21 protein-coding genes and 6 pseudogenes are annotated in these 19,363 nt (G+C 49.1%); 8 read left to right on the top strand and 19 right to left on the bottom strand.

Annotation, left to right across the window (positions count from 1 at the left end; genetic code table 11):
• Positions 1–27: 27 nt before the first annotated feature.
• The 8 genes and pseudogenes from ACQGXV_RS07305 to ACQGXV_RS07270 form a co-directional block, all read right to left on the bottom strand.
• Positions 28–267: a transposase gene (locus tag ACQGXV_RS07305; protein WP_440866039.1), complete on the bottom strand. Its 240-nt coding sequence runs from the start codon at positions 265–267 to the stop codon at positions 28–30.
• A 135-nt stretch (positions 268–402) separates the two neighbouring features.
• Positions 403–1,437 (bottom strand): annotated as a pseudogene (locus ACQGXV_RS07300) (IS256 family transposase); the annotation flags it as partial.
• Positions 1,438–1,513: 76 nt separating this feature from the next.
• A complete protein-coding gene (locus ACQGXV_RS07295; RefSeq protein WP_440863655.1) occupies positions 1,514–1,702 on the bottom strand; it encodes a hypothetical protein in 189 nt (62 codons plus the stop codon).
• 67 nt (positions 1,703–1,769) lie between these two features.
• Positions 1,770–2,009 carry a helix-turn-helix domain-containing protein gene (locus ACQGXV_RS07290; protein WP_440863000.1) on the bottom strand — a complete coding sequence of 80 codons (240 nt, stop codon included), beginning with the start codon at positions 2,007–2,009 and terminating at the stop codon, positions 1,770–1,772.
• A gap of 57 nt (positions 2,010–2,066) precedes the next feature.
• Positions 2,067–2,459 (bottom strand): annotated as a pseudogene (locus ACQGXV_RS07285) (transposase); the annotation flags it as partial.
• Between the two features lie 22 nt (positions 2,460–2,481).
• Complete coding sequence (locus ACQGXV_RS07280) at positions 2,482–2,964, bottom strand: IS630 family transposase (RefSeq protein ID WP_440866038.1); 483 nt, start codon at positions 2,962–2,964, stop codon at positions 2,482–2,484.
• Positions 2,961–3,326 carry an IS630 transposase-related protein gene (locus ACQGXV_RS07275; RefSeq protein WP_440862584.1) on the bottom strand — a complete coding sequence of 122 codons (366 nt, stop codon included), beginning with the start codon at positions 3,324–3,326 and terminating at the stop codon, positions 2,961–2,963. Before ACQGXV_RS07275 ends, ACQGXV_RS07280 begins: the two co-directional genes overlap by 4 nt.
• Positions 3,327–3,360: 34 nt before the next feature.
• Positions 3,361–4,161, bottom strand: a pseudogene (locus ACQGXV_RS07270) (IS256 family transposase); the annotation flags it as partial.
• A gap of 207 nt (positions 4,162–4,368) precedes the next feature.
• Between ACQGXV_RS07270 and glpE the strand changes: the two are divergent.
• On the top strand, positions 4,369–4,701 hold the full coding sequence (gene glpE, locus ACQGXV_RS07265; protein WP_440866037.1) for a thiosulfate sulfurtransferase GlpE: 333 nt from the start codon (positions 4,369–4,371) through the stop codon (positions 4,699–4,701).
• A gap of 43 nt (positions 4,702–4,744) precedes the next feature.
• On the opposite strand, the gene ACQGXV_RS07260 is transcribed toward glpE, so the two are convergent.
• On the bottom strand, positions 4,745–5,398 hold the full coding sequence (locus tag ACQGXV_RS07260) for an MFS transporter (protein ID WP_440867314.1): 654 nt from the start codon (positions 5,396–5,398) through the stop codon (positions 4,745–4,747).
• A 35-nt stretch (positions 5,399–5,433) separates the two neighbouring features.
• On the opposite strand from ACQGXV_RS07260, the gene ACQGXV_RS07255 reads away from it, so the two are divergent.
• From ACQGXV_RS07255 to ACQGXV_RS07245, 3 genes are all read left to right on the top strand, one after another.
• Complete coding sequence (locus tag ACQGXV_RS07255; protein WP_440866036.1) at positions 5,434–6,198, top strand: transposase family protein; 765 nt, start codon at positions 5,434–5,436, stop codon at positions 6,196–6,198.
• A 2-nt stretch (positions 6,199–6,200) separates the two neighbouring features.
• Complete coding sequence (locus ACQGXV_RS07250) at positions 6,201–7,202, top strand: phage integrase (RefSeq protein ID WP_440866035.1); 1,002 nt, start codon at positions 6,201–6,203, stop codon at positions 7,200–7,202.
• A gap of 234 nt (positions 7,203–7,436) precedes the next feature.
• The gene (locus ACQGXV_RS07245; RefSeq protein ID WP_440866034.1) at positions 7,437–7,700 is read left to right on the top strand and encodes a FlxA-like family protein; all 264 of its coding nucleotides are present in this window, start codon (positions 7,437–7,439) and stop codon (positions 7,698–7,700) included.
• A gap of 46 nt (positions 7,701–7,746) precedes the next feature.
• Here ACQGXV_RS07245 and istB read toward each other — a convergent pair.
• A pseudogene (istB, locus tag ACQGXV_RS07240) lies at positions 7,747–8,370 on the bottom strand (IS21-like element helper ATPase IstB); the annotation flags it as partial.
• Positions 8,371–8,391: 21 nt separating this feature from the next.
• On the opposite strand from istB, the gene ACQGXV_RS07235 reads away from it, so the two are divergent.
• On the top strand, positions 8,392–8,757 hold the full coding sequence (locus ACQGXV_RS07235) for an IS630 transposase-related protein (protein ID WP_440862584.1): 366 nt from the start codon (positions 8,392–8,394) through the stop codon (positions 8,755–8,757).
• Entirely contained in the window at positions 8,681–9,214 is a 534-nt protein-coding gene (locus ACQGXV_RS07230) for an IS630 family transposase (protein ID WP_440862665.1), read from the top strand. Before ACQGXV_RS07235 ends, ACQGXV_RS07230 begins: the two co-directional genes overlap by 77 nt.
• A gap of 75 nt (positions 9,215–9,289) precedes the next feature.
• Here the strand turns inward: ACQGXV_RS07230 and ACQGXV_RS07225 are convergent, their stop codons facing one another.
• The 5 genes and pseudogenes from ACQGXV_RS07225 to ACQGXV_RS07205 all read right to left on the bottom strand — a co-directional run bounded on the left by ACQGXV_RS07225 (position 9,290) and on the right by ACQGXV_RS07205 (position 12,929).
• Entirely contained in the window at positions 9,290–9,415 is a 126-nt protein-coding gene (locus ACQGXV_RS07225) for a hypothetical protein (protein WP_440866033.1), read from the bottom strand.
• Positions 9,412–10,445: pseudogene (istA, locus tag ACQGXV_RS07220) on the bottom strand (IS21 family transposase). Before istA ends, ACQGXV_RS07225 begins: the two are co-directional and overlap by 4 nt.
• A gap of 267 nt (positions 10,446–10,712) precedes the next feature.
• Entirely contained in the window at positions 10,713–10,856 is a 144-nt protein-coding gene (locus ACQGXV_RS07215; RefSeq protein WP_440865544.1) for a hypothetical protein, read from the bottom strand.
• 3 nt (positions 10,857–10,859) lie between these two features.
• Positions 10,860–12,071 carry an IS256 family transposase gene (locus tag ACQGXV_RS07210; protein WP_440864159.1) on the bottom strand — a complete coding sequence of 404 codons (1,212 nt, stop codon included), beginning with the start codon at positions 12,069–12,071 and terminating at the stop codon, positions 10,860–10,862.
• 45 nt (positions 12,072–12,116) lie between these two features.
• Positions 12,117–12,929, bottom strand: a complete 813-nt coding sequence (locus ACQGXV_RS07205) for a transposase family protein (RefSeq protein WP_440866032.1) — start codon at positions 12,927–12,929, stop codon at positions 12,117–12,119.
• Positions 12,930–13,272: 343 nt separating this feature from the next.
• On the opposite strand from ACQGXV_RS07205, the gene ACQGXV_RS07200 reads away from it, so the two are divergent.
• On the top strand, positions 13,273–14,886 hold the full coding sequence (locus ACQGXV_RS07200) for an ABC-F family ATP-binding cassette domain-containing protein (protein WP_440866031.1): 1,614 nt from the start codon (positions 13,273–13,275) through the stop codon (positions 14,884–14,886).
• Positions 14,887–15,050: 164 nt separating this feature from the next.
• A pseudogene (gene ygiD, locus ACQGXV_RS07195) lies at positions 15,051–15,782 on the top strand (4,5-DOPA dioxygenase extradiol); the annotation flags it as partial.
• Positions 15,783–16,059: 277 nt separating this feature from the next.
• On the opposite strand, the gene ACQGXV_RS07190 reads toward ygiD, so the two are convergent.
• From ACQGXV_RS07190 to ACQGXV_RS07175, 4 genes are all read right to left on the bottom strand, one after another.
• Positions 16,060–17,034, bottom strand: a complete 975-nt coding sequence (locus tag ACQGXV_RS07190) for an IS30 family transposase (RefSeq protein WP_440866030.1) — start codon at positions 17,032–17,034, stop codon at positions 16,060–16,062.
• Positions 17,035–17,091: 57 nt separating this feature from the next.
• Entirely contained in the window at positions 17,092–17,274 is a 183-nt protein-coding gene (locus ACQGXV_RS07185; protein ID WP_440866029.1) for a hypothetical protein, read from the bottom strand.
• A gap of 160 nt (positions 17,275–17,434) precedes the next feature.
• A complete protein-coding gene (locus tag ACQGXV_RS07180) occupies positions 17,435–18,595 on the bottom strand; it encodes a glutathionylspermidine synthase family protein (protein WP_440866028.1) in 1,161 nt (386 codons plus the stop codon).
• Positions 18,596–18,606: 11 nt separating this feature from the next.
• Positions 18,607–19,275 (bottom strand): DUF1190 family protein, encoded by a 669-nt coding sequence (locus ACQGXV_RS07175; protein WP_440866027.1) that lies wholly within the window; start codon positions 19,273–19,275, stop codon positions 18,607–18,609.
• Between the last annotated feature and the right edge of the window lie 88 nt (positions 19,276–19,363).

The raw sequence follows: 19,363 nt of genomic DNA, 5'->3' as shown, positions 1-19,363 counted from the left end.
AGAATTTTGTGTAAATGGCTCCATTGCTTAACCGGAGATTCGTTCTCCATACATCAACATGAATTGGCTCATAGCAGGTTTCCAGTCTCTGATTGGCAAGGTCCATTTAGCAGAGATATTATGCAAGGCTAGATAGAGTAATTTTATCACCGAGTCATCCGTTGGAAATATTCGTCGCGTTTTCGTTATCTTGCGCAATGAAGCATTTAACGAGGCTTTGTTGAATAATTTAAGATACTGATTTATATAAGCATTATAAAATTTCAACGACTAATTTTTCCTCTCGGAATGCTTTTTATTGTGCTAACTATTTGATTTGTCGTTCTAACAAAATACATTCTCTGTAAATGCATTCTAACTAAAGAAGATGTAAATCAAACGGTTAAATTATTCAACAAAGCCATTTAACGACTCTATCGCGTTGGTGGTGTAGATAACCTTGCGGATCTCCGGCGGAAAGTCAAAAATGACGATGAGACGTTCCCAATTATTTCTCCACGACGGGCTGATCGTCGGGAACTGTTCATCCCATTTGGCCGCGAAGGCATCCAGGGCCTCTTCAGCGCCCTCTAGCGTTGCGGAACTATAGATGGTGCGCAGGTCAGCAGCAACGGCCTTACGCTCTTTCCAGCCGACGTAGCGCAGCGAGTTCCGCACCTGATGCACAATGCAGAGCTGTACCCGCGTATGCGGGTAAACAGCTTCAATGGCATCAGGAAAGCCTTTCAGGCCATCGCAGCAGGCGACGAAGATGTCCTTTAGCCCACGATTTTTCAGTTCTGTCATCACAGATAACCAGAACTTGGCCCCCTCAGTTTTGGCTATCCATAGCCCCAGCAGCTCTTTTTCGCCCTGGCCGTTGACGCCGAGGGCCAGATAAACAGACTTGTTGGCCACGGCTCCGCCGTCCTGGCTTTTGACAACAATACAGTCAAGGTAAACAATGGGATAAAGCGCATCCAGCGGCCGTTGCTGCCAGCGCTTAACTTCATCCATCACAGCATTGGTCACTTGAGAAATGAAGCCAGCGGAAACATCGACCCCGTAGACTTCTTTAAAGTGTGCCTGAATATCACGGGTTGATAACCCTCTGGAATAGAGAGAAATAATGCGGTCATCGAAGCCGTTAAGCTGTTTTTCGTTCTTACCGATCAGTGTCGGCTCGAAGGTACTGTTGCGGTCGCGCGGAATATCGAGCTCGATCTCCCCATTTTGGCTACGTACGCTCTTGGATGTCTTGCCATTGCGGGAGTTGCCTGAATGATTACCTGCCGGGTCATGCTTAGCATACCCAAGGTGCATCTCCATCTCAGCTTGAAGAACCCGTTCCGCCAGTCTTTTAGTCAGCACCTTGAGTAGGCCTGATTCACCCAGCAGATCCTGAGGGGAGTGACAATCTTGAAGCAGTTGGTCAATAAGTTCGTTGCTGATAGGCATTTTGTTATCCTTTGAAGGTTTTCCTCAAAATGCCATTTACACAGATTATTTTACAGTCTCATTTACACAGATTATTTTACAGTCTCGGGATAAATCCTTTCTGCCCTGCACCCATCTGCCGCTCGTGATCTTTTCGATTCTTTTTCCGATAAATCAAATAACAAGCTGAAAATTCAGCGGCTAAATTTTTCAATTCTTCGACTGATAATCCAATGATTGCTTTACATAAACGATTATCTCGTAACAACCGCTCTTTGTTGATCATTTCAAACCTTTATTCTCTAAGTTAAACCTCTTTTTATTCTCAATAGCCTGACAAAAAATGCAAGTCTCTATTCAGCAACTAGTTTATTGTTTGGCAGAGGCTTATGACGGCGTTCCCGGGCCAGAGTGTCCGCCCTTCTACAGCAGTAGACACCATTGAAAGTAGGGTCGGTATTGCGTCTGAGTTCCCTGCTGATGGTCGAGCGAGGCAGAGCAAGCTCTCTGGCGATGGTAGCTTGGTTGACACCTTCACCACGCCGCTTTTCGATGTAGAACCGTTCTTTCTGAGTCAGATGTTTTCCCTGCATGCAACAGGCTCTCCAGTATGGCCAGAACGGTGATTTTATCCGACTCTGGCAAGTGGGTCACTTTGTTGCGTTTCGAGTGGGAATGGGGCTCCAGTCTCTGATTGGTAGGGTCCATTTAGCCGAGATATTATGCAAGGCTAGATAGAATAATTTTAGCACCGAGTCATCCGTTGGAAATATTCGTCGCGTTTTCGTTATCTTGCGCAATGAAGCATTTAACGACTCTATCGCGTTGGTGGTGTAGATAACCTTGCGGATCTCCGGCGGAAAATCAAAAATGACGATGAGACGTTCCCAATTATTTCTCCACGATGGGCTGATCGTCGGGAACTGCTCATCCCATTTGGCCGCGAAGGCATCCAGGGCCTCTTCAGCGCCCTCTAGCGTTGCGGAACTATAGATAGTGCGGAGGTCAGCAGCAACGGCTTTACGCTCTTTCCAGCCGACGTATAGCCAAGCGACTTAATTTTGATTACACCATATGGACTGAGAACAAACTCTCTGTATCGCAACCCATCTCTCTTTTTTTGCTTTTTGCTTGTGCCCATTTATGCTCAATTGGGTTAAGATCTGGCGAATATGTAGGCAAATACTCCACCATATACCCTGCATCGATGATGACTTGTTGAATATTATGTTTTTTGTGAAAAGTGGCATTGTCCATCATGATTACACTGTTTTTAGGGAGTACTGGGATAAGGACTTGTGTGACCCAGGCATAGAAAACATCGCTGTTAATATTGATATCAAATAATCCGATAGCAAACAGCGTTGTGCCTAATAAAGCGCCGATAACATTTGTTCTTCCCCTAGCTCCCCAGTTCTTCAGGCCAAAACACCGTTGACCTTTTGGGGAATAGCCGTGAGTCCGTGGGGAATAGCCGTGAGTCCGTGGGGTATCGTGTGAAAAACCACTTTCATCAATAAAAACAATAGGTTTACCTTCTTTTTTCATACTGTTGTTTTTTTTGTTGAAATCCCTGCCGGGCGTTTTCGTCGGCTTTCGGATGACGTAGAGTTTTTTTTATAGGTCAATCCCAGCTTTTTAAGCGCTTGCCAAATGGCCTTCTGACAAACGCCAAAACGCTCTGCACGTTCTTTTTGGTAAGCATCTGGATATTGTTCAACATCTTTTATCAACTCGGATTTATCGATCTTTCGCTGACGCGTGGTCGATGCTTTTGACTCTATTTGATTAATCCAACGCGATACAGAGGCAGGGCCAATCCGAAATTGCTTCGCTGTTTCTCGGATACTCAACCCTTCGTTTTTCCGTGTAGATATCACTTTACGTCTAAAATCAATTGAATAGCTCATTTAAATAATGTAATCAAAATTAAGTCGTTTAGCTATAGCGCAGCGAGTTCCGCACCTGATGCACGATGCAAAGCTGTACCCGCGTATGCGGGTAAACAGCTTCAATGGCATCAGGAAAGCCCTTCAGGCCATCGCAGCAGGCGATGAAGATGTCCTGTAGCCCACGATTTTTCAGTTCTGTCATTACAGATAACCAGAACTTGGCCCCCTCGGTTTTGGCTATCCATAGCCCCAGCAGCTCTTTTTCGCCCTGGCCGTTGATGCCTAGAGCCAAGTAAACAGACTTGTTGGTCACGGCTCCGCCGTCCTGGCTTTTGACCACAATACAGTCAAGGTAAACAATGGGATAAAACGCATCCAGCGGCCGTTGCTGCCAGCGCTTAACGTCATCCATCACGGCATTGGTCACTTGAGAAATGAAGCCAGCGGAAACATCGACCCCGTAGACTTCTTTAAAGTGAGCCTGAATATCACGGGTTGATAGCCCTCTGGAATAGAGAGAAATAATGCGGTCATCGAAGCCGTTAAGCTGCTTTTCGTGCTTACCGATCAGTGTCGGCTCGAAGGTACTGTTGCGGTCGCGCGGAATATCGAGCTCGAGCGCCCCATTTTGGCTACGTACGCTCTTGGATGTCTTGCCATTGCGGGAGTTGCCTGAATTATTACCAGCCGGGTCATGCTTAGCATATCCAAGGTGTATCTCCATCTCAGCTTGAAGAACCCGTTCCGCCAGTCTTTTAGTCAGCTCCTTGAGTAGGCCTGATTCACCCAAAAGCTCCTGAGGGGAGTGGCAATCCTGAAGCAGTTGGTCAATAAGTTCGTTGCTGATAGGCATTTTTTGTCCTCTGAAGGTTTTCCTCAAAATGCCATTTACACAGATCTTTTTACACTCTCCATCATGGCTCTTTTTTTCGCATAACGAAAAATATTTTATTACAGAAATGTGACGATTGACTTACCTTACTGAAACAGTAGCATCTCTCTCACATTGGCGTGCGCTGTGCCGTAATGCCTTTTTCCTTTGTCCCGAGGTGGTATTTGTATGGAACAGTTTGAGTGTCTCAGCATTGAGCAAGCCCATGAGCGCTGGCAGAAACACGGCGTGATGGTGGATATCCGCGATGCGCAAAGTTACGCCACCGGGCATGTGCCGCAGGCGCTGCACCTGACGAATGAAACGCTGTCTGATTTTGTGCGTGACGCCGAATTCGATCAGCCGGTGATGGTGATGTGTTATCACGGCATTAGCAGCCGCAATGCGGCACAGTATCTGTTGAGCCTGGGATTTGAGGCGGTATACAGCGTGGATGGCGGCTATGACGCCTGGCAGCGCGATTTTCCGCAAGATGTGGCATCAGCGTCGGACAACGCGTGAAGCGGGACATCCCGACGCCATGACGCGTCGGGATAGGGCAAGGTTATTCCACAGCCTGAATCGGCTTTTTCACAAAGAAGCCGTAGCTGATAGCCCCCAGCATGAGCAGGAAGGCACCAAACAGGAAGGCGTTGGTGAAGGTGCCCGTTGTATCAAGAATAATCCCCGTGACGATCGGGGCGCTGGCCGCGCCGAGGAATCCGCCGAAGTTCTGGATAGCACCCAGTGAAGCCACCTGCGATTTCGGTGCAATATCCGTCGCCAGCGTCCAGATAACACCTGACGGCATCTGAGAACAGAAATAGCCCAGCGACAGCAGCGCGGCGATACACAAGGTGGTGTCGTGTACGAAGGGGATCGGTGCCACAAAGCAGGCGGCCAGTGCAGCACCGCACACAATCGGGATGTTACGTGCGGTAATGGTGTTGGTACCGCGACGAATCAACCGGTCGGAAATCACGCCCCCCACCAACACCCCCATAATCCCGGCAAAGAACGGAATGGACGCCACCCAGCCGGTTTTCATCAGGCTGAAGCCGAGCGATCTCTCCAGATAACTTGGCAACCAGGTCAGGTACACCGAAATGGTGAACATGATGGAGAAGTTCCCCAGAATCATGAACCAGGTGGTTTTGTGTTTAAACAGAAAACTAGTTGCTGAATAGAGACTTGCATTTTTTGTCAGGCTATTGAGAATAAAAAGAGGTTTAACTTAGAGAATAAAGGTTTGAAATGATCAACAAAGAGCGGTTGTTACGAGATAATCGTTTATGTAAAGCAATCATTGGATTATCAGTCGAAGAATTGAAAAATTTAGCCGCTGAATTTTCAGCTTGTTATTTGATTTATCGGAAAAAGAATCGAAAAGATCACGAGCGGCAGATGGGTGCAGGGCAGAAAGGATTTATCCCAACCCCATTAGATAAACTGCTTTTTATTTTATTGTATTTAAAATGTTATCCGACCTATGATTTGCAAGGACTTCTTTTTGGTTTAGATAGAACACGGGTATGTCGCTGGGTAAAAATATTATTGCCGGTTTTAGAGATGACCTTGGGGCGAGAATGTGTTTTGCCCGCTCGTCAAATTCGCTCTGCTGAGGAATTTTTTCGCGCCTTTCCTGGAGTTAAAGACGTCTTTATTGATGGGACAGAGCGACCTGTCCAAAAGCCTAAGAATCTGCGTCGGCGAAAAAAAATGTATTCGGGAAAGAAAAGACAGACCACTCGAAAAGGGCTTATTATGACTGACGAAACAAGGCAAATTGGATTTATCCCCATGAGCAAAAATGGGCGCGGTCACGATAAACGCTTACTCGATAAAGTCGATATAATTCGCCATATTCCTCCTGAGGTAACCATCTGGGCAGATACCGGTTTTCAAGGTATAGCCAACCGACTTAAAAATGATTACATCCTATGCCCTGATATGCGGCAAAGAAGCATAGCTGGCTGTTATCAAAATAATGTCGCTTGGCTATATGACCGGAGGGCGTAATCATGACGATTAAAACGCTCGATGGTGGACGATACAAAGTAGATGTAAGACCCCGTGGTCGGGATGGCCGCCGGATCCAGAAGATATTCAAGAAAAAAGCGGATGCAGTTGCCTACGAGCGCTATGTTGTTAGCAACATGCACGATAAAGAATGGCTTGAAAAGCCAGCCGATCAACGGCGGTTATCTGAGTTAATGGAGTTGTGGTGGCAGATTGAAGGTCGCAGTCTTAAGTATGCAGAAAAGCGCAAAGTCGCTTTACTAGGAATCATAAGAAGCATGCATAACCCAAGGGCAAGCAGCTTGAACCAACGCTTCATAAAAGAATGGCGTACTCAGCGGCTTCAAGATGGTGTCAAAGCATCTACCGTCAATCGTGACGAAACGATCTTGAGCGGTATGTTTCGCGTACTTATCGATGCGGGTGAATATCATGCCGATAACCCGATACGAGCACTTTCAGCGCTCAAAGAAAAAACGCCTGAAATGTCTTATCTTACGAGCGAGGAAATAGCACGCTTGCTAGAACTAACAGAGGGCGATGCAAAGCGGCTAACAATCTTATGCCTCAGCACTGGCTCAAGATGGGGTGAGGCTACGAGCCTAAAAGCTGAGCACATCCAGCATAATAGGGTTACTTTTACTGAAACCAAAAACGGCAAGGTGCGCGCTGTTCCCATCTCTGATGAAGTGGTTCACGCCGTAAAAATCAAGGCATCGGGGATATTGTTTAATGTGAATTATAACGAGTACAGACAAACGCTACGTCAGGCCAAACCCGACTTGCCTAAAGGCCAGGCCGTACATGTACTACGTCATACATTTGCTGCGCACTTTATGATTAACGGGGGCAATATTCTGACGTTGCAGAAGATAATGGGACACGCAAATATTCAGCAGACCATGACCTATGCACATCTTGCACCGGACTATCTGCAAGACGCCATAGCACTCAATCCACTGAGGGGGAACATCCACATTTCATCCACATCCTTGGGTGATTAGCGTTAATCAGGAGGCCCCAATCAGTGATTAACTCATTGTAATTAATCCAAGTAAAGCCAGTGATTAAAAACCCCGCTTCTGCGGGGTTTTGCATGTTAACCATACTCCGTGTCACAGCAGCTTGGCTGAGCGCTTTTCTTTGTATTTGCTGTACAATATTCACGCTAAAATAGGCTCGTTCACCGACGGCAGGTTGCGATCGGTCAATAACCCCTATCTTCGCGTGGAGGTGTAATGAGCGTAACCTTAGGCAGCATTACTCTTGGTATGCTAAATACTCAGGCTTCGTCAAACGGAAGTACGGTAGAGCAAAGTATTCAACATTTACAAAAACAGATCGTTAAGCTAACCAAATCGCTGAAAGCGTTGAACGGGAAAGCGGCTAATGCGGGATCGGTTAAAGAATCTGATATGTTGAAAAAACAAAGAGCGCTTATTCAACAGCAAATCCAGGCGCTTTACGCGGAGATTGCTCGATTACATGTCAATACCGATTGAATTCTGACCCACCCTGCCAAAGTAAAACTGACCCACCCCCTTTGAATTACTCGAGCGTAGCTGCTTTAGTTTTCTTCTGGATCTGACCGCTTTTCAGCTTATCTTTCAGTCGATAGCTTTGACCGCTGATTTGCGCGATATGCGCATGGTGAAGCAGCCGATCCAGCATCGCCGCCGTCAGCGTTTCATCATCTCCGAATGTCCCCGACCACTGGGTAAACGGCAGGTTGCTGGTCAGGACCACGCTGCCTGATTCATACCGTTTAGCGATAACCTGGAAGAACAGATTGGCTTCCATTTTACCGAAGGGAAGGTAGCCAACCTCATCTATGATCAACAACTTAGGCTTACCCACAACGCGATTAAGATAGCTTTTTAACTCCCCCTGACGATGTGATGCGAGCAGCTGTAGCATCAGATCTGCGGCTGTGACGAACCGAATACTCATTCCGGCCATCGCGGCTCTGTAGCCGAGTGCTGTCGCCAGGTGCGTTTTACCTACCCCGGACGGACCCAGCAAGACCAGGTTCTCCTGACGCTCGATAAACGCCAGCCCGGCCAACTCCTGGATCTGACTGCGAGGTACGCCACTCGCAAAGGCGAAATCAAACTGCTCCAGCGTCTTGATCACCGGTAGGCCTGATAAACGCAAAATATAGCTAAACGACTTAATTTTGATTACATTATTTAAATGAGCTATTCAATTGATTTTAGACGTAAAGTGATATCTACACGGAAAAACGAAGGGTTGAGTATCCGAGAAACAGCGAAGCAATTTCGGATTGGCCCTGCCTCTGTATCGCGTTGGATTAATCAAATAGAGTCAAAAGCATCGACCACGCGTCAGCGAAAGATCGATAAATCCGAGTTGATAAAAGATGTTGAACAATATCCAGATGCTTACCAAAAAGAACGTGCAGAGCGTTTTGGCGTTTGTCAGAAGGCCATTTGGCAAGCGCTTAAAAAGCTGGGATTGACCTATAAAAAAAACTCTACGTCATCCGAAAGCCGACGAAAACGCCCGGCAGGGATTTCAACAAAAAAAACAACAGTATGAAAAAGAAGGTAAACCTATTGTTTTTATTGATGAAAGTGGTTTTTCACACGATGCCCCACGGACTCACGGCTATTCCCCAAAAGGTCAACGGTGTTTTGGCCTGAAGAACTGGGGAGCTAGGGGAAGAACAAATGTTATCGGCGCTTTATTAGGCACAACGCTGTTTGCTATCGGATTATTTGATATCAATATTAACAGCGATGTTTTCTATGCCTGGGTCACACAAGTCCTTATCCCAGTACTCCCTAAAAACAGTGTAATCATGATGGACAATGCCACTTTTCACAAAAAACATAATATTCAACAAGTCATCATCGATGCAGGGTATATGGTGGAGTATTTGCCTACATATTCGCCAGATCTTAACCCAATTGAGCATAAATGGGCACAAGCAAAAAGCAAAAAAAGAGAGATGGGTTGCGATACAGAGAGTTTGTTCTCAGTCCATATGGTGTAATCAAAATTAAGTCGCTTGGCTATAGTTTGCCGGCGCCGTTCGTTCAGCCCATCATGCTGAAGCTGTAAAGCAGCTTCAAGGAAGTCGGCATGAGTGCCGTTGCTGTCTCGTCGTCTGAGCAACGGCGGGCCACTCAGCCGGTAATCTATCGAGCTTAAGCTGCTCGCAGAGCGCTGCGATACGATCATGCTGGAGGTTCATGCTTCTACCTCCAGTAGCGCCTGATACGTAGTCAACGGGTGCTGGAGACTCTCTGTGGGTATGGGGCGCGAGCAACTCGCCGGTACCGGTCCGGTGGAGGCAATGCCAGTGTTATCTTCGGCAATGGCAACAACGCAGCCCGCTCACGCGGCATGCGTTGTTCAGGCGGAATACCGGTGGTGCCATGTTTACGGGTGTTGGCAACGGTGATCAACCACTCACCAATGCGTGCATTAGCCGCGGGGACGTCCAGTATCAGCCCAGCCTGGCGAAACGTGGCGGCAAGCGGCACAACAAAGCTGTTCTTGAGGTAATGGTTGAAGCGTTCGACCTTGCCCTTAGTCTTGGCGCGGTAGGGACGGCAAACTTTAGGCGTAAAGTCATACTTCTCAGCCAGTTGCATAAGCTGTGGGTTCCAGCGATGCTTGCCGGGCCCGTAGACATCACGCTCAATAATGATGGCCTTGGCGTTGTCGAACAGCAACTGATGCGGAGTTCCGCCAAAGAACTTAAGTGCAGACTCAATGCCGTCACACCAGGCTGCGGACTCCTGGTTGCTGTAGAACTTGACGAAAGTCGCCCGGCTCCAGCCCAGCGTAGCGACGAAGGCCAGCAACGGGTTATGGCCCTGCCTGACGATGGTGAAATCAACCTGCATCTGTACGCCGGGTTCGGTCTCAAAGCGCGTGACCGCCTCAGTAACGGGCTGCTTCATGGGGTGTAGAAATGCGGTAAGCATGCTATAGCCGCCATCATATCCCCGTTGGCCTATCTCGCGCAGCAGCACACTGGCCGGTATCCACTGTGGTCTGGCAGCAGCAACGCGCTCGAGAACATACGGCTTGAACGGGTCAAGCTTGCATGTTGTAGGCATACGCGGCTTGTAACGCATGTCAGCCACCGGTAGTGGACTACGGATATATCGTCGAACGGTCTCGCGGGAGCATGAAAGCTGCCGCGCGATGGCGCGGATGGACATGCCTTGACGGTGTAAAACGTGAATCTCCACTCTGGTCTCCAATGTCATCATTGGCAGTGCCTTAAAACTGCCATTTTTACCCTAGGTGGGTCAGATTTACATCGGCAGGTGGGCCAGTTTTACATCGGTAGCGACAATTACAAAGGCAGAAGGCTGAAAAGAACAGCATGGTCTCTCCCGCTACCACGACGCGTCAGGATGGTTCATCGCAAAAACGGATGAGCAACAGCGGTCACAAGATTAATGTTTATGCTTAGTTTTTCTTAAAGCGTGTTGCTTAATAGTGAAATAAGGGTGTTTCGGTGATTGAAGTAAATTTTATGCTGTTCTGAGATGGAAATTCCAAAGACCGGCGCTAAGGAGTAAGAAGGTATCATCAATAAAGGGTCTACGATTCCGTAAAATTTGGGTCATGCAACCGAGGCGCTGAGTCTGTAAAGAATTTTGTGTAAATGGCTCCATTGCTTAACCGGAGATTCGTTCTCCATACATCAACATGAATTGGCTCATAGCAGGTTTCCAGTCTCTGATTGGCAAGGTCCATTTAGCAGAGATATTATGCAAGGCTAGATAGAGTAATTTTATCACCGAGTCATCCGTTGGAAATATTCGTCGCGTTTTCGTTATCTTGCGCAATGAAGCATTTAACGACTCTATCGCGTTGGTGGTGTAGATAACCTTGCGGATCTCCGGCGGAAAGTCAAAAATGACGATGAGACGTTCCCAATTATTTCTCCACGACGGGCTGATCGTCGGGAACTGTTCATCCCATTTGGCCGCGAAGGCATCCAGGGCCTCTTCAGCGCCCTCTAGCGTTGCGGAACTATAGATGGTGCGCAGGTCAGCAGCAACGGCCTTACGCTCTTTCCAGCCGACGTAGCGCAGCGAGTTCCGCACCTGATGCACAATGCAGAGCTGTACCCGCGTATGCGGGTAAACAGCTTCAATGGCATCAGGAAAGCCTTTCAGGCCATCGCAGCAGGCGACGAAGATGTCCTTTAGCCCACGATTTTTCAGTTCTGTCATCACAGATAACCAGAACTTGGCCCCCTCAGTTTTGGCTATCCATAGCCCCAGCAGCTCTTTTTCGCCCTGGCCGTTGACGCCGAGGGCCAGATAAACAGACTTGTTGGCCACGGCTCCGCCGTCCTGGCTTTTGACAACAATACAGTCAAGGTAAACAATGGGATAAAGCGCATCCAGCGGCCGTTGCTGCCAGCGCTTAACTTCATCCATCACAGCATTGGTCACTTGAGAAATGAAGCCAGCGGAAACATCGACCCCGTAGACTTCTTTAAAGTGTGCCTGAATATCACGGGTTGATAACCCTCTGGAATAGAGAGAAATAATGCGGTCATCGAAGCCGTTAAGCTGTTTTTCGTGCTTACCGATCAGTGTCGGCTCGAAGGTACTGTTGCGGTCGCGCGGAATATCGAGCTCGATCTCCCCATTTTGGCTACGTACGCTCTTGGATGTCTTGCCATTGCGTGAGTTGCCTGAATGATTACCAGCCGGGTCATGCTTAGCATACCCAAGGTGCATCTCCATCTCAGCTTCAAGAACCCGTTCCGCCAGTCTTTTAGTCAGCACCTTGAGTAGGCCTGATTCACCCAGCAGATCCTGAGGGGAGTTACAATCTTGAAGCAGTTGGTCAATAAGTTCGTTGCTGATAGGCATTTTGTTATCCTTTGAAGGTTTTCCTCAAAATGCCATTTACACAGATTATTTTACAGTCTCGAGGCGCTTGATACCCGCGATGGCGTGTTCAACTGTAATACGGATGCCCGAGATTATTTTATTTTCTTGTTTTTGTTCAGGCGATAAAGGTCTTTTTCGAGTTCCTTTTTTTGGGATTTGTGTATTAGGATGCTGTTTATCTATACCTTGAAAACCGGTATCTGCCCAGATGGTTACCTCAGGAGGAATATGGCGAATTATATCGACTTTATCGAGTAAGCGTTTATCGTGACGGCGCCCATTTTTGCTCATGGGGATAAATCCAATTTGCCTTGTTTCGTCAGTCATAATAAGCCCTTTTCGAGTGGTCTGTCTTTTCTTTCCCGAATACATTTTTTTTCGCCGACGCAGATTCTTAGGCTTTTGGACAGGTCGCTCTGTCCCATCAATAAAGACGTCTTTAACTCCAGGAAAGGCGCGAAAAAATTCCTCAGCAGAGCGAATTTGACGAGCGGGCAAAACACATTCTCGCCCCAAGGTCATCTCTAAAACCGGCAATAATATTTTTACCCAGCGACATACCCGTGTTCTATCTAAACCAAAAAGAAGTCCTTGCAAATCATAGGTCGGATAACATTTTAAATACAATAAAATAAAAAGCAGTTTATCTAATGGGGTTGGGATAAATCCTTTCTGCCCTGCACCCATCTGCCGCTCGTGATCTTTTCGATTCTTTTTCCGATAAATCAAATAACAAGCTGAAAATTCAGCGGCTAAATTTTTCAATTCTTCGACTGATAATCCAATGATTGCTTTACATAAACGATTATCTCGTAACAACCGCTCTTTGTTGATCATTTCAAACCTTTATTCTCTAAGTTAAACCTCTTTTTATTCTCAATAGCCTGACAAAAAATGCAAGTCTCTATTCAGCAACTAGTTTTTAGTGTCAGCAGCTCTGCTGGCCTGAATTACACCATCCCTGCTCACACCAATACACGGCATTTTTATATCAGGTTCTTAAACGGGATAAAAATTAACCTTGAGTCAGGGCTTGGGGTCCCGTTAACCTTTACTGCGACGAACTTCTCGTCCCAACGGAGCACACACGGAAAATGAACAAACACGACTGATGAATTCGGATCCTTGCTAACGCGAATGCGTTATCGGGGATGGTTATTGATTTCATTCAGGAGTGCTTATGGCTAATTGTGCGCAATCCCCTGCTTTTCTTTTGCATCAGGTCACCTGTCAATTTGCGACCGGCTTGACGCTTTTCGGTCCACTTAATCTTTCGCTTGATCCCTCATTGTCTGGCTTGGTCGGGCGTAACGGCTGCGGAAAAACGTCGCTGCTGCGTTTGCTGGCAGGGCTCGAGGTTCCCGCTTTCGGTCATATTGAGCGTGCGGGCTCTCTGGCTTATGTTGCTCAGCTGCATAAAATTTTATCAACGACAACGCTGGCTGATTTGCTGGGTTACCAGGCCATTTTTGCCGCGCGTCAGCGCGTCGAATCAGGTGACTATCAGTTGGAAGATCTCGAACTTCTGGAGGGGGCCTGGGATTTACAAGAACGCTTGGCGGCGGCGTTTGCCGAAGCCCGCTTGCCGGCATTTGTTCCTGATAAACGTGCTGCTGAACTGAGCGGTGGTGAACGCGTGCGGGCACTGCTGTGCGCGGCATTTATGGCTGATGCTGACTATTTACTGCTTGATGAGCCGACGAACCACCTCGATCGACAGGCGAGAGCGTGGTTTTACGACAAGCTTTCCCAGCGACGTGGCGGCGCATTGGTGGCAACGCACGATCGTGAACTCTTGGTGATGATGCCGCGCATTTTGGAACTGACCCCGACGGGGTTGCGCAACTATGGCGGCAATTATGATGACTATCAGCGGCAGCGTCAGGCCGAGCAGCAGGCTGCTCAGGCGGCATTGGAACATGCTACAACCGAGCGTCGGCGCACCCGAATGCGTTTGCAAAAAGCGCATGATGCCAGCCAGCGACGCTCGGCACAGACCTTACGTACCGTTGATTCACTGAATATCGCGTCGTTTGAGCGGGTGCAATACAAAGCGGCGGCAAAAGCGCGTTTAGGCACGCTGCGTAAACAGCACCGTGAGCAAAACGATGTGCTTAATGCTGCTGTCTGTGAGATGCGGGGAAAAGTCGATGAAGATAGCCCGATATTATTTACGCTGCCAGGTAGCCATGTCGCCCCCAATAAACCGGTGTTGGTGATGGATAATCTGGTTTTGCCCCACATCGTGAAGGTTCCTTTCAACTGGAGGATAGATGGCCCGATGCGGGTAGCGCTGCGTGGGCCAAATGGCTGTGGCAAATCGACCCTGCTCAAAGTGATGATGGGAGACGAAACGCCGGTGTCGGGTGACTGTCGTGTTTCAGTCACCACCGCTTATCTCGACCAGCATTTGTCGCGGTTGGATCTCTCCTTGTCGGTACTGGCGCATCTTAATGCCGACGATACGCCGCTGGAAGAAGGCGTATTGCGTACCCGGCTGGCGCAACTGCAACTGGATGCGAATAAAATTACTCTACCTCTGGCGGCATTGAGCGGCGGGGAGCGTCTGAAGGCGGCTCTGGCTTGCGTGCTTTGGCGTCGCGATGCCGCACAATTGCTGTTGCTGGATGAACCCACCAACCATCTCGATCTGACATCAACACAGGCGATTGAGGCTGCGTTATCTACGTTTCCGGGGGCAATGATTGTTGTATCACACGATGAAGCTTTTCTTTCTGGTTTGAGGCTTACGCACAGCCTCGAATGGCGGGAAACGGGGTGGCATTATGAATGAGGGGAGCGAAGTGCTGGCTTTAAGGTGGCGGGCATGCAACGTGATGATTCAAATTTATTGATGTTCTTCATCACGCGCCGGTGACTTTCTCCCGATGAAAAAGGGCGTAGAGTAATCCTATCGAGTGCACTGGCACATCAATATGGCTCACTAAGGATACTTCTATGAACACTTCCCGGATGCCCGCACTGTTTCTCGGCCATGGTAGCCCGATGAACGTGTTGGAAGAAAATGAATATACGCGTGCATTGCGTCAGTTAGGTGAAACCCTGGCGCGTCCGAAAGGCATTATCGCGGTCTCGGCACACTGGTATACCCGTGGTACGGCGGTGACAGCGATGGAGAAACCGCGCACCATCCACGATTTCGGCGGTTTCCCGCAGGCGCTGTTTGATACGCAGTATCCGGCACCGGGATCGCCTGAATTGGCGGAGCGCATTCAACAGGCTCTGGCACCGCTGCCGGTGATTGCTGACCACGAGCAATGGGGGTTTGACCATGGTTCTTGGGGCGTGTTGATTAAAATGTACCCGGATGCGGATATTTCTGTGGTGCAACTGAGCGTGGACGGTACGCAATCGGCAGAGTATCACTACCAGTTAGGGACCAAACTGGCAGCGCTGCGTGATGAAGGCTACATGATTGTCGCCAGCGGCAACGTGGTGCATAACCTGCGCATGGTGAAATGGGATGGCGATGCCACGCCTTATGACTGGGCGGTTTCCTTCAATCAGTTTGTCAAAGACAACATGAACTATCAGGGAGATAACCACCCGCTGGTGGACTTTATGCAACATAAAGGAGCGGCGTTGTCGAACCCGACGCCCGACCACTTTTTACCGCTGCTCTATGTGCTGGGCAGTTGGGATGGCAAAGAGTCCATCACGGTGCCATCGGCGAGCAGGCTGGCCAGCGCCATTTGCGCGACGGGTAAATTAGCATCAGCCGCTTTGGTCAGGTACGTCTGCCCCTGCTGTGGATCGTGTGGAATTCTTTTCGGTTTTGCCTACCGCAAACTGCGATGGCACATGTCCATCATCTGCTGCGCGTTTTAGCCACACAAACCCTTCTTTCCAGGCGCTGTCTGAACCGCTGGTGGTCAGGTTGTACGCCAGGCGGTTCTGTGCTTCCAGAGCCCCATTCCCACTCGAAACGCAACAAAACGGTAGAGGCTTATGCCACCAGTAAGTGCGTTAAAAATACCTCATTGGGGGAACGATAGCCCAGCGATTTTCTGCCCCTTGTATTGAGTATGTGTTCGAGTTCGGCAATCTTACGATGACTGACCTGACTGAAGTCTGTTCCCTTTGGGTAAAAACGTCGTATCAGCCCGTTGGTGTGCTCATTCAAGCCCCTCTCCCAGGAATGATAAGGATGGGCAAAGTAGACCTGCGCCCCTGTGATTTGAGTAATTTGCTCGTGCAGAGCGAATTCAGGGCCGTTATCAGCTGTTAGGGTCTTAAACTTGCAAAAGGTATTAGCTTCAATGTCCCTGAAAGCAGCAACCACAGTCTCCGCACGCTTATTAGGCAGCTTGCGAATGATGACGGTTTTCAATGCGTTATCTACGATGGTTAACAAGAATGACTTCTGGTCTTTGCCAAAAATAGTGTCAATTTCGAAGTGGCCAGGCTCCTGTTTAAGCTCGGCTTGAGCTGGGCGATACTCAATACCAACACGGTTGGGAATAGGGCCTGATTTGAGGTTTTCGGCATTGTACCTGTAACGTTTTCCCCGATGAGGAAGTTGCTGATATAGCTCCCCGCCAGCCTGTCTCTCCTGCAGGATATAGCGATATAGCGTATTCTTGCTGACAGATATACCGAATTCCAGGTGCAAACGGCCACTGATGATTTCAGGTGAAGAGTGAGTGGAAAGCGCCTGCCTGATGAAGTTCTGAATGTGTGGCTCCAACGGGTAAAAAGCATTGTTTGGCAGAGTGTTATGACGGCGTTCCCGGGCCAGAGTGTCCGCCCTGCTACAGCAGTAGACACCATTGAAAGTAGGGTCGATATTGCGTCTGAGTTCCCTGCTGATGGTCGAGCGAGGCAGAGCAAGCTCTCTGGCGATGGTAGCTTGGTTGACACCTTCACCACGCCGCTTTTCGATGTAGAACCGTTCTTTCTGAGTCAGATGTTTTCCCTGCATGCAACAGGCTCTCCAGTATGGCCAGAACGGTGATTTTATCCGACTCTGGCAAGTGGGTCACTTTGTTGCGTTTCGAGTGGGAATGGGGCGATCGCCTTGTTCTGCTCGTTTTACCAGATCGGTATCTTCATCGTAGATGGCTTTAACATCGGGAGGCAGAGAGGCGGTGTCGGCGGCATGGACGGTAAACAGGGTGCTGACGGCGCAAAGCAGCAACGCAGACAGAAGTCGCTTTTTCATAAAAGTCCTTTTTCCATGAGGTAAATAACGTTGTTAAATATCGGCGAACAGAGTCTGTTCTTTAATATTTTCAGGAATTAACTCAATTACATCATGGTATTAGTGCAGTAATGCTAATAAAAAAGCCACTGGGTTTAGTGGCTTTTCCTGGCAACGAGAATCAGTCCAGAATGATTTGCGGGTAAAAGCGTGACAGATCCTGAGTGATCAGTTCGCGATCTTCGCGCAGACCAATCCCGCACGGCTGATCGTTGACCAACCAACTGCCGATCACTGTATGACTGTCGCCAAAGGTTGGCAGCGGGTGATATTGCTGAACGATCTTGCCTTCTTCGCCGTAAGGGCCGTCAACAGCAGCGATCTGCTGGCCATTTTTCACGATCTGAATATTGGCACCTTCACGTGAGAACAGCGGTTTGACCATGTAGCTGTCAAGTGGTGGATGGTCGTCATCGGCAAAATAGGCCGGTAGCAGGTTGGGGTGGTTGGGGAACATTTCCCACAGCATTGGCAGCAGCGCTTTGTTGGAGATAATGCTTTTCCAGGCCGGCTCTAACCAACGTACTCCCGCATCTTCCAACTTGGTGGAAAATATTTCGCGCAGCATGAATTCCCACGGGTAGAGCTTGAACAGGTTGCCGATCACCTGATTTTGCATATCGGTGAACTGGCCTTTTTCACCCAGCCCAATCTCTTCCATAAAGAGAAATTCTGTGGGCAGGCCCGCTTCCAACGCGCAATCCTGAAGGTATTGCACCGTGCCGCGATCTTCTTCGGTGTCCTGACAGCACGCCATATGCAGCAGACCGAAGCCATGATTGAGGCGCAGTTCTTCAAACCGGGCGATCAGTGCTTCCTGAATGCTGTTGTACTGATCGGCATTCTGCGGCAGCTTACCAGCCTCTTTCTGATCTTCCAGCCACAACCATTGAAAAAAGGCCGCTTCATACAGCGATGTCGGCGTATCGGCATTGTTTTCCAACAGCTTGGCCGGGCCTTTTCCGTCATAGGCCAGATCGAGGCGTGAGTAGAGCGAGGGCTGCTGGCTGCGCCAGGAGCTTCTGACAAATTCCCAGGTATGCTTGGGAATGCAGAATTTGGTCAGCAACGCATCGCTGCTGACTACCTTTTCGACCACTTGCAGACACATCTGGTGCAGTTCGGCGGTTGCTGCTTCCAACTCCTCGATCTGCGCCAACGTGAACTGATAGTAAGCATTTTCACACCAGTAGGGCTCGCCGTACATGGTGTGAAAGTTGAAACCAAACTCTGTCGCCTTTTCACGCCAATCCGGGCGTTCGGCAATATCAACGCGCTTCATGCTTATGTCCCTTAGCCGCCCATACTGCGAGCAGAGGAGCTGGAACCGGTGCTGGCGCTGCTACGTTGCATCGTGGTCTGCTTGGCGACACTTTCGCCAAAACCACCGCGGGTGATGGTGTTAGTGGTGGCGGGTTTAGGAGCCAGCGCTGTTTTGGGAACCGTGACGCTACGACCGGAGGTGGCAGCCCCGTAGCTTTTACCGCTGGCGTCAACGAACTGGCCGTTAGCCGGGCTTGCCGGAGAGCGGGAGGAGAACAGCGGCTGCTGGGCAAAGCCTGCGCCACCGCTCATCATACGGCCCATCATGTAACCGGCCATCAGCGGCATCCAGGAACTGCTGGTTTGTGTTGGCTGAGCGGCGGTGCCTGCCTGCGCAGGGACTGGCGTACATTGCGCTTCGCCAAATTCTGCGACGCAGTCTTCTTTGCTGGCATATTTCGGTGCAGTTTTTTCGGCTTCTTTTAGCGCGTTATTGTACGCCGTAGTGCACTGCGCGCTCATGGATGGGTTCGCTGCTGAGCAGTCATCCGCATTTTGATACATCGACACGGTTTCGTCAGTCTGCTCGCAACCGGCCAGAATAAACGCGGCGCTGATCGCCAGTGCGACCGGTGCCAGACTATAAGTGCGCCACCCTTTTCGGAAAGCGTCCTTCTGTATGTTTTCTGTACGTTTCATGTGATTATCCCAGAGGGTAATGCGTCAATGCCAAAGGTATGCCAAGTGTGCATTAGCATAGGGGATGGCTGGCTGAATTTAAAGCATT

It is taken from the genome of Symbiopectobacterium purcellii (assembly GCF_052050035.1).
Classification (GTDB): Bacteria; Pseudomonadota; Gammaproteobacteria; order Enterobacterales; family Enterobacteriaceae; genus Symbiopectobacterium; species Symbiopectobacterium purcellii_A.
This window is presented reverse-complemented; position numbering and strand designations above follow the sequence as displayed.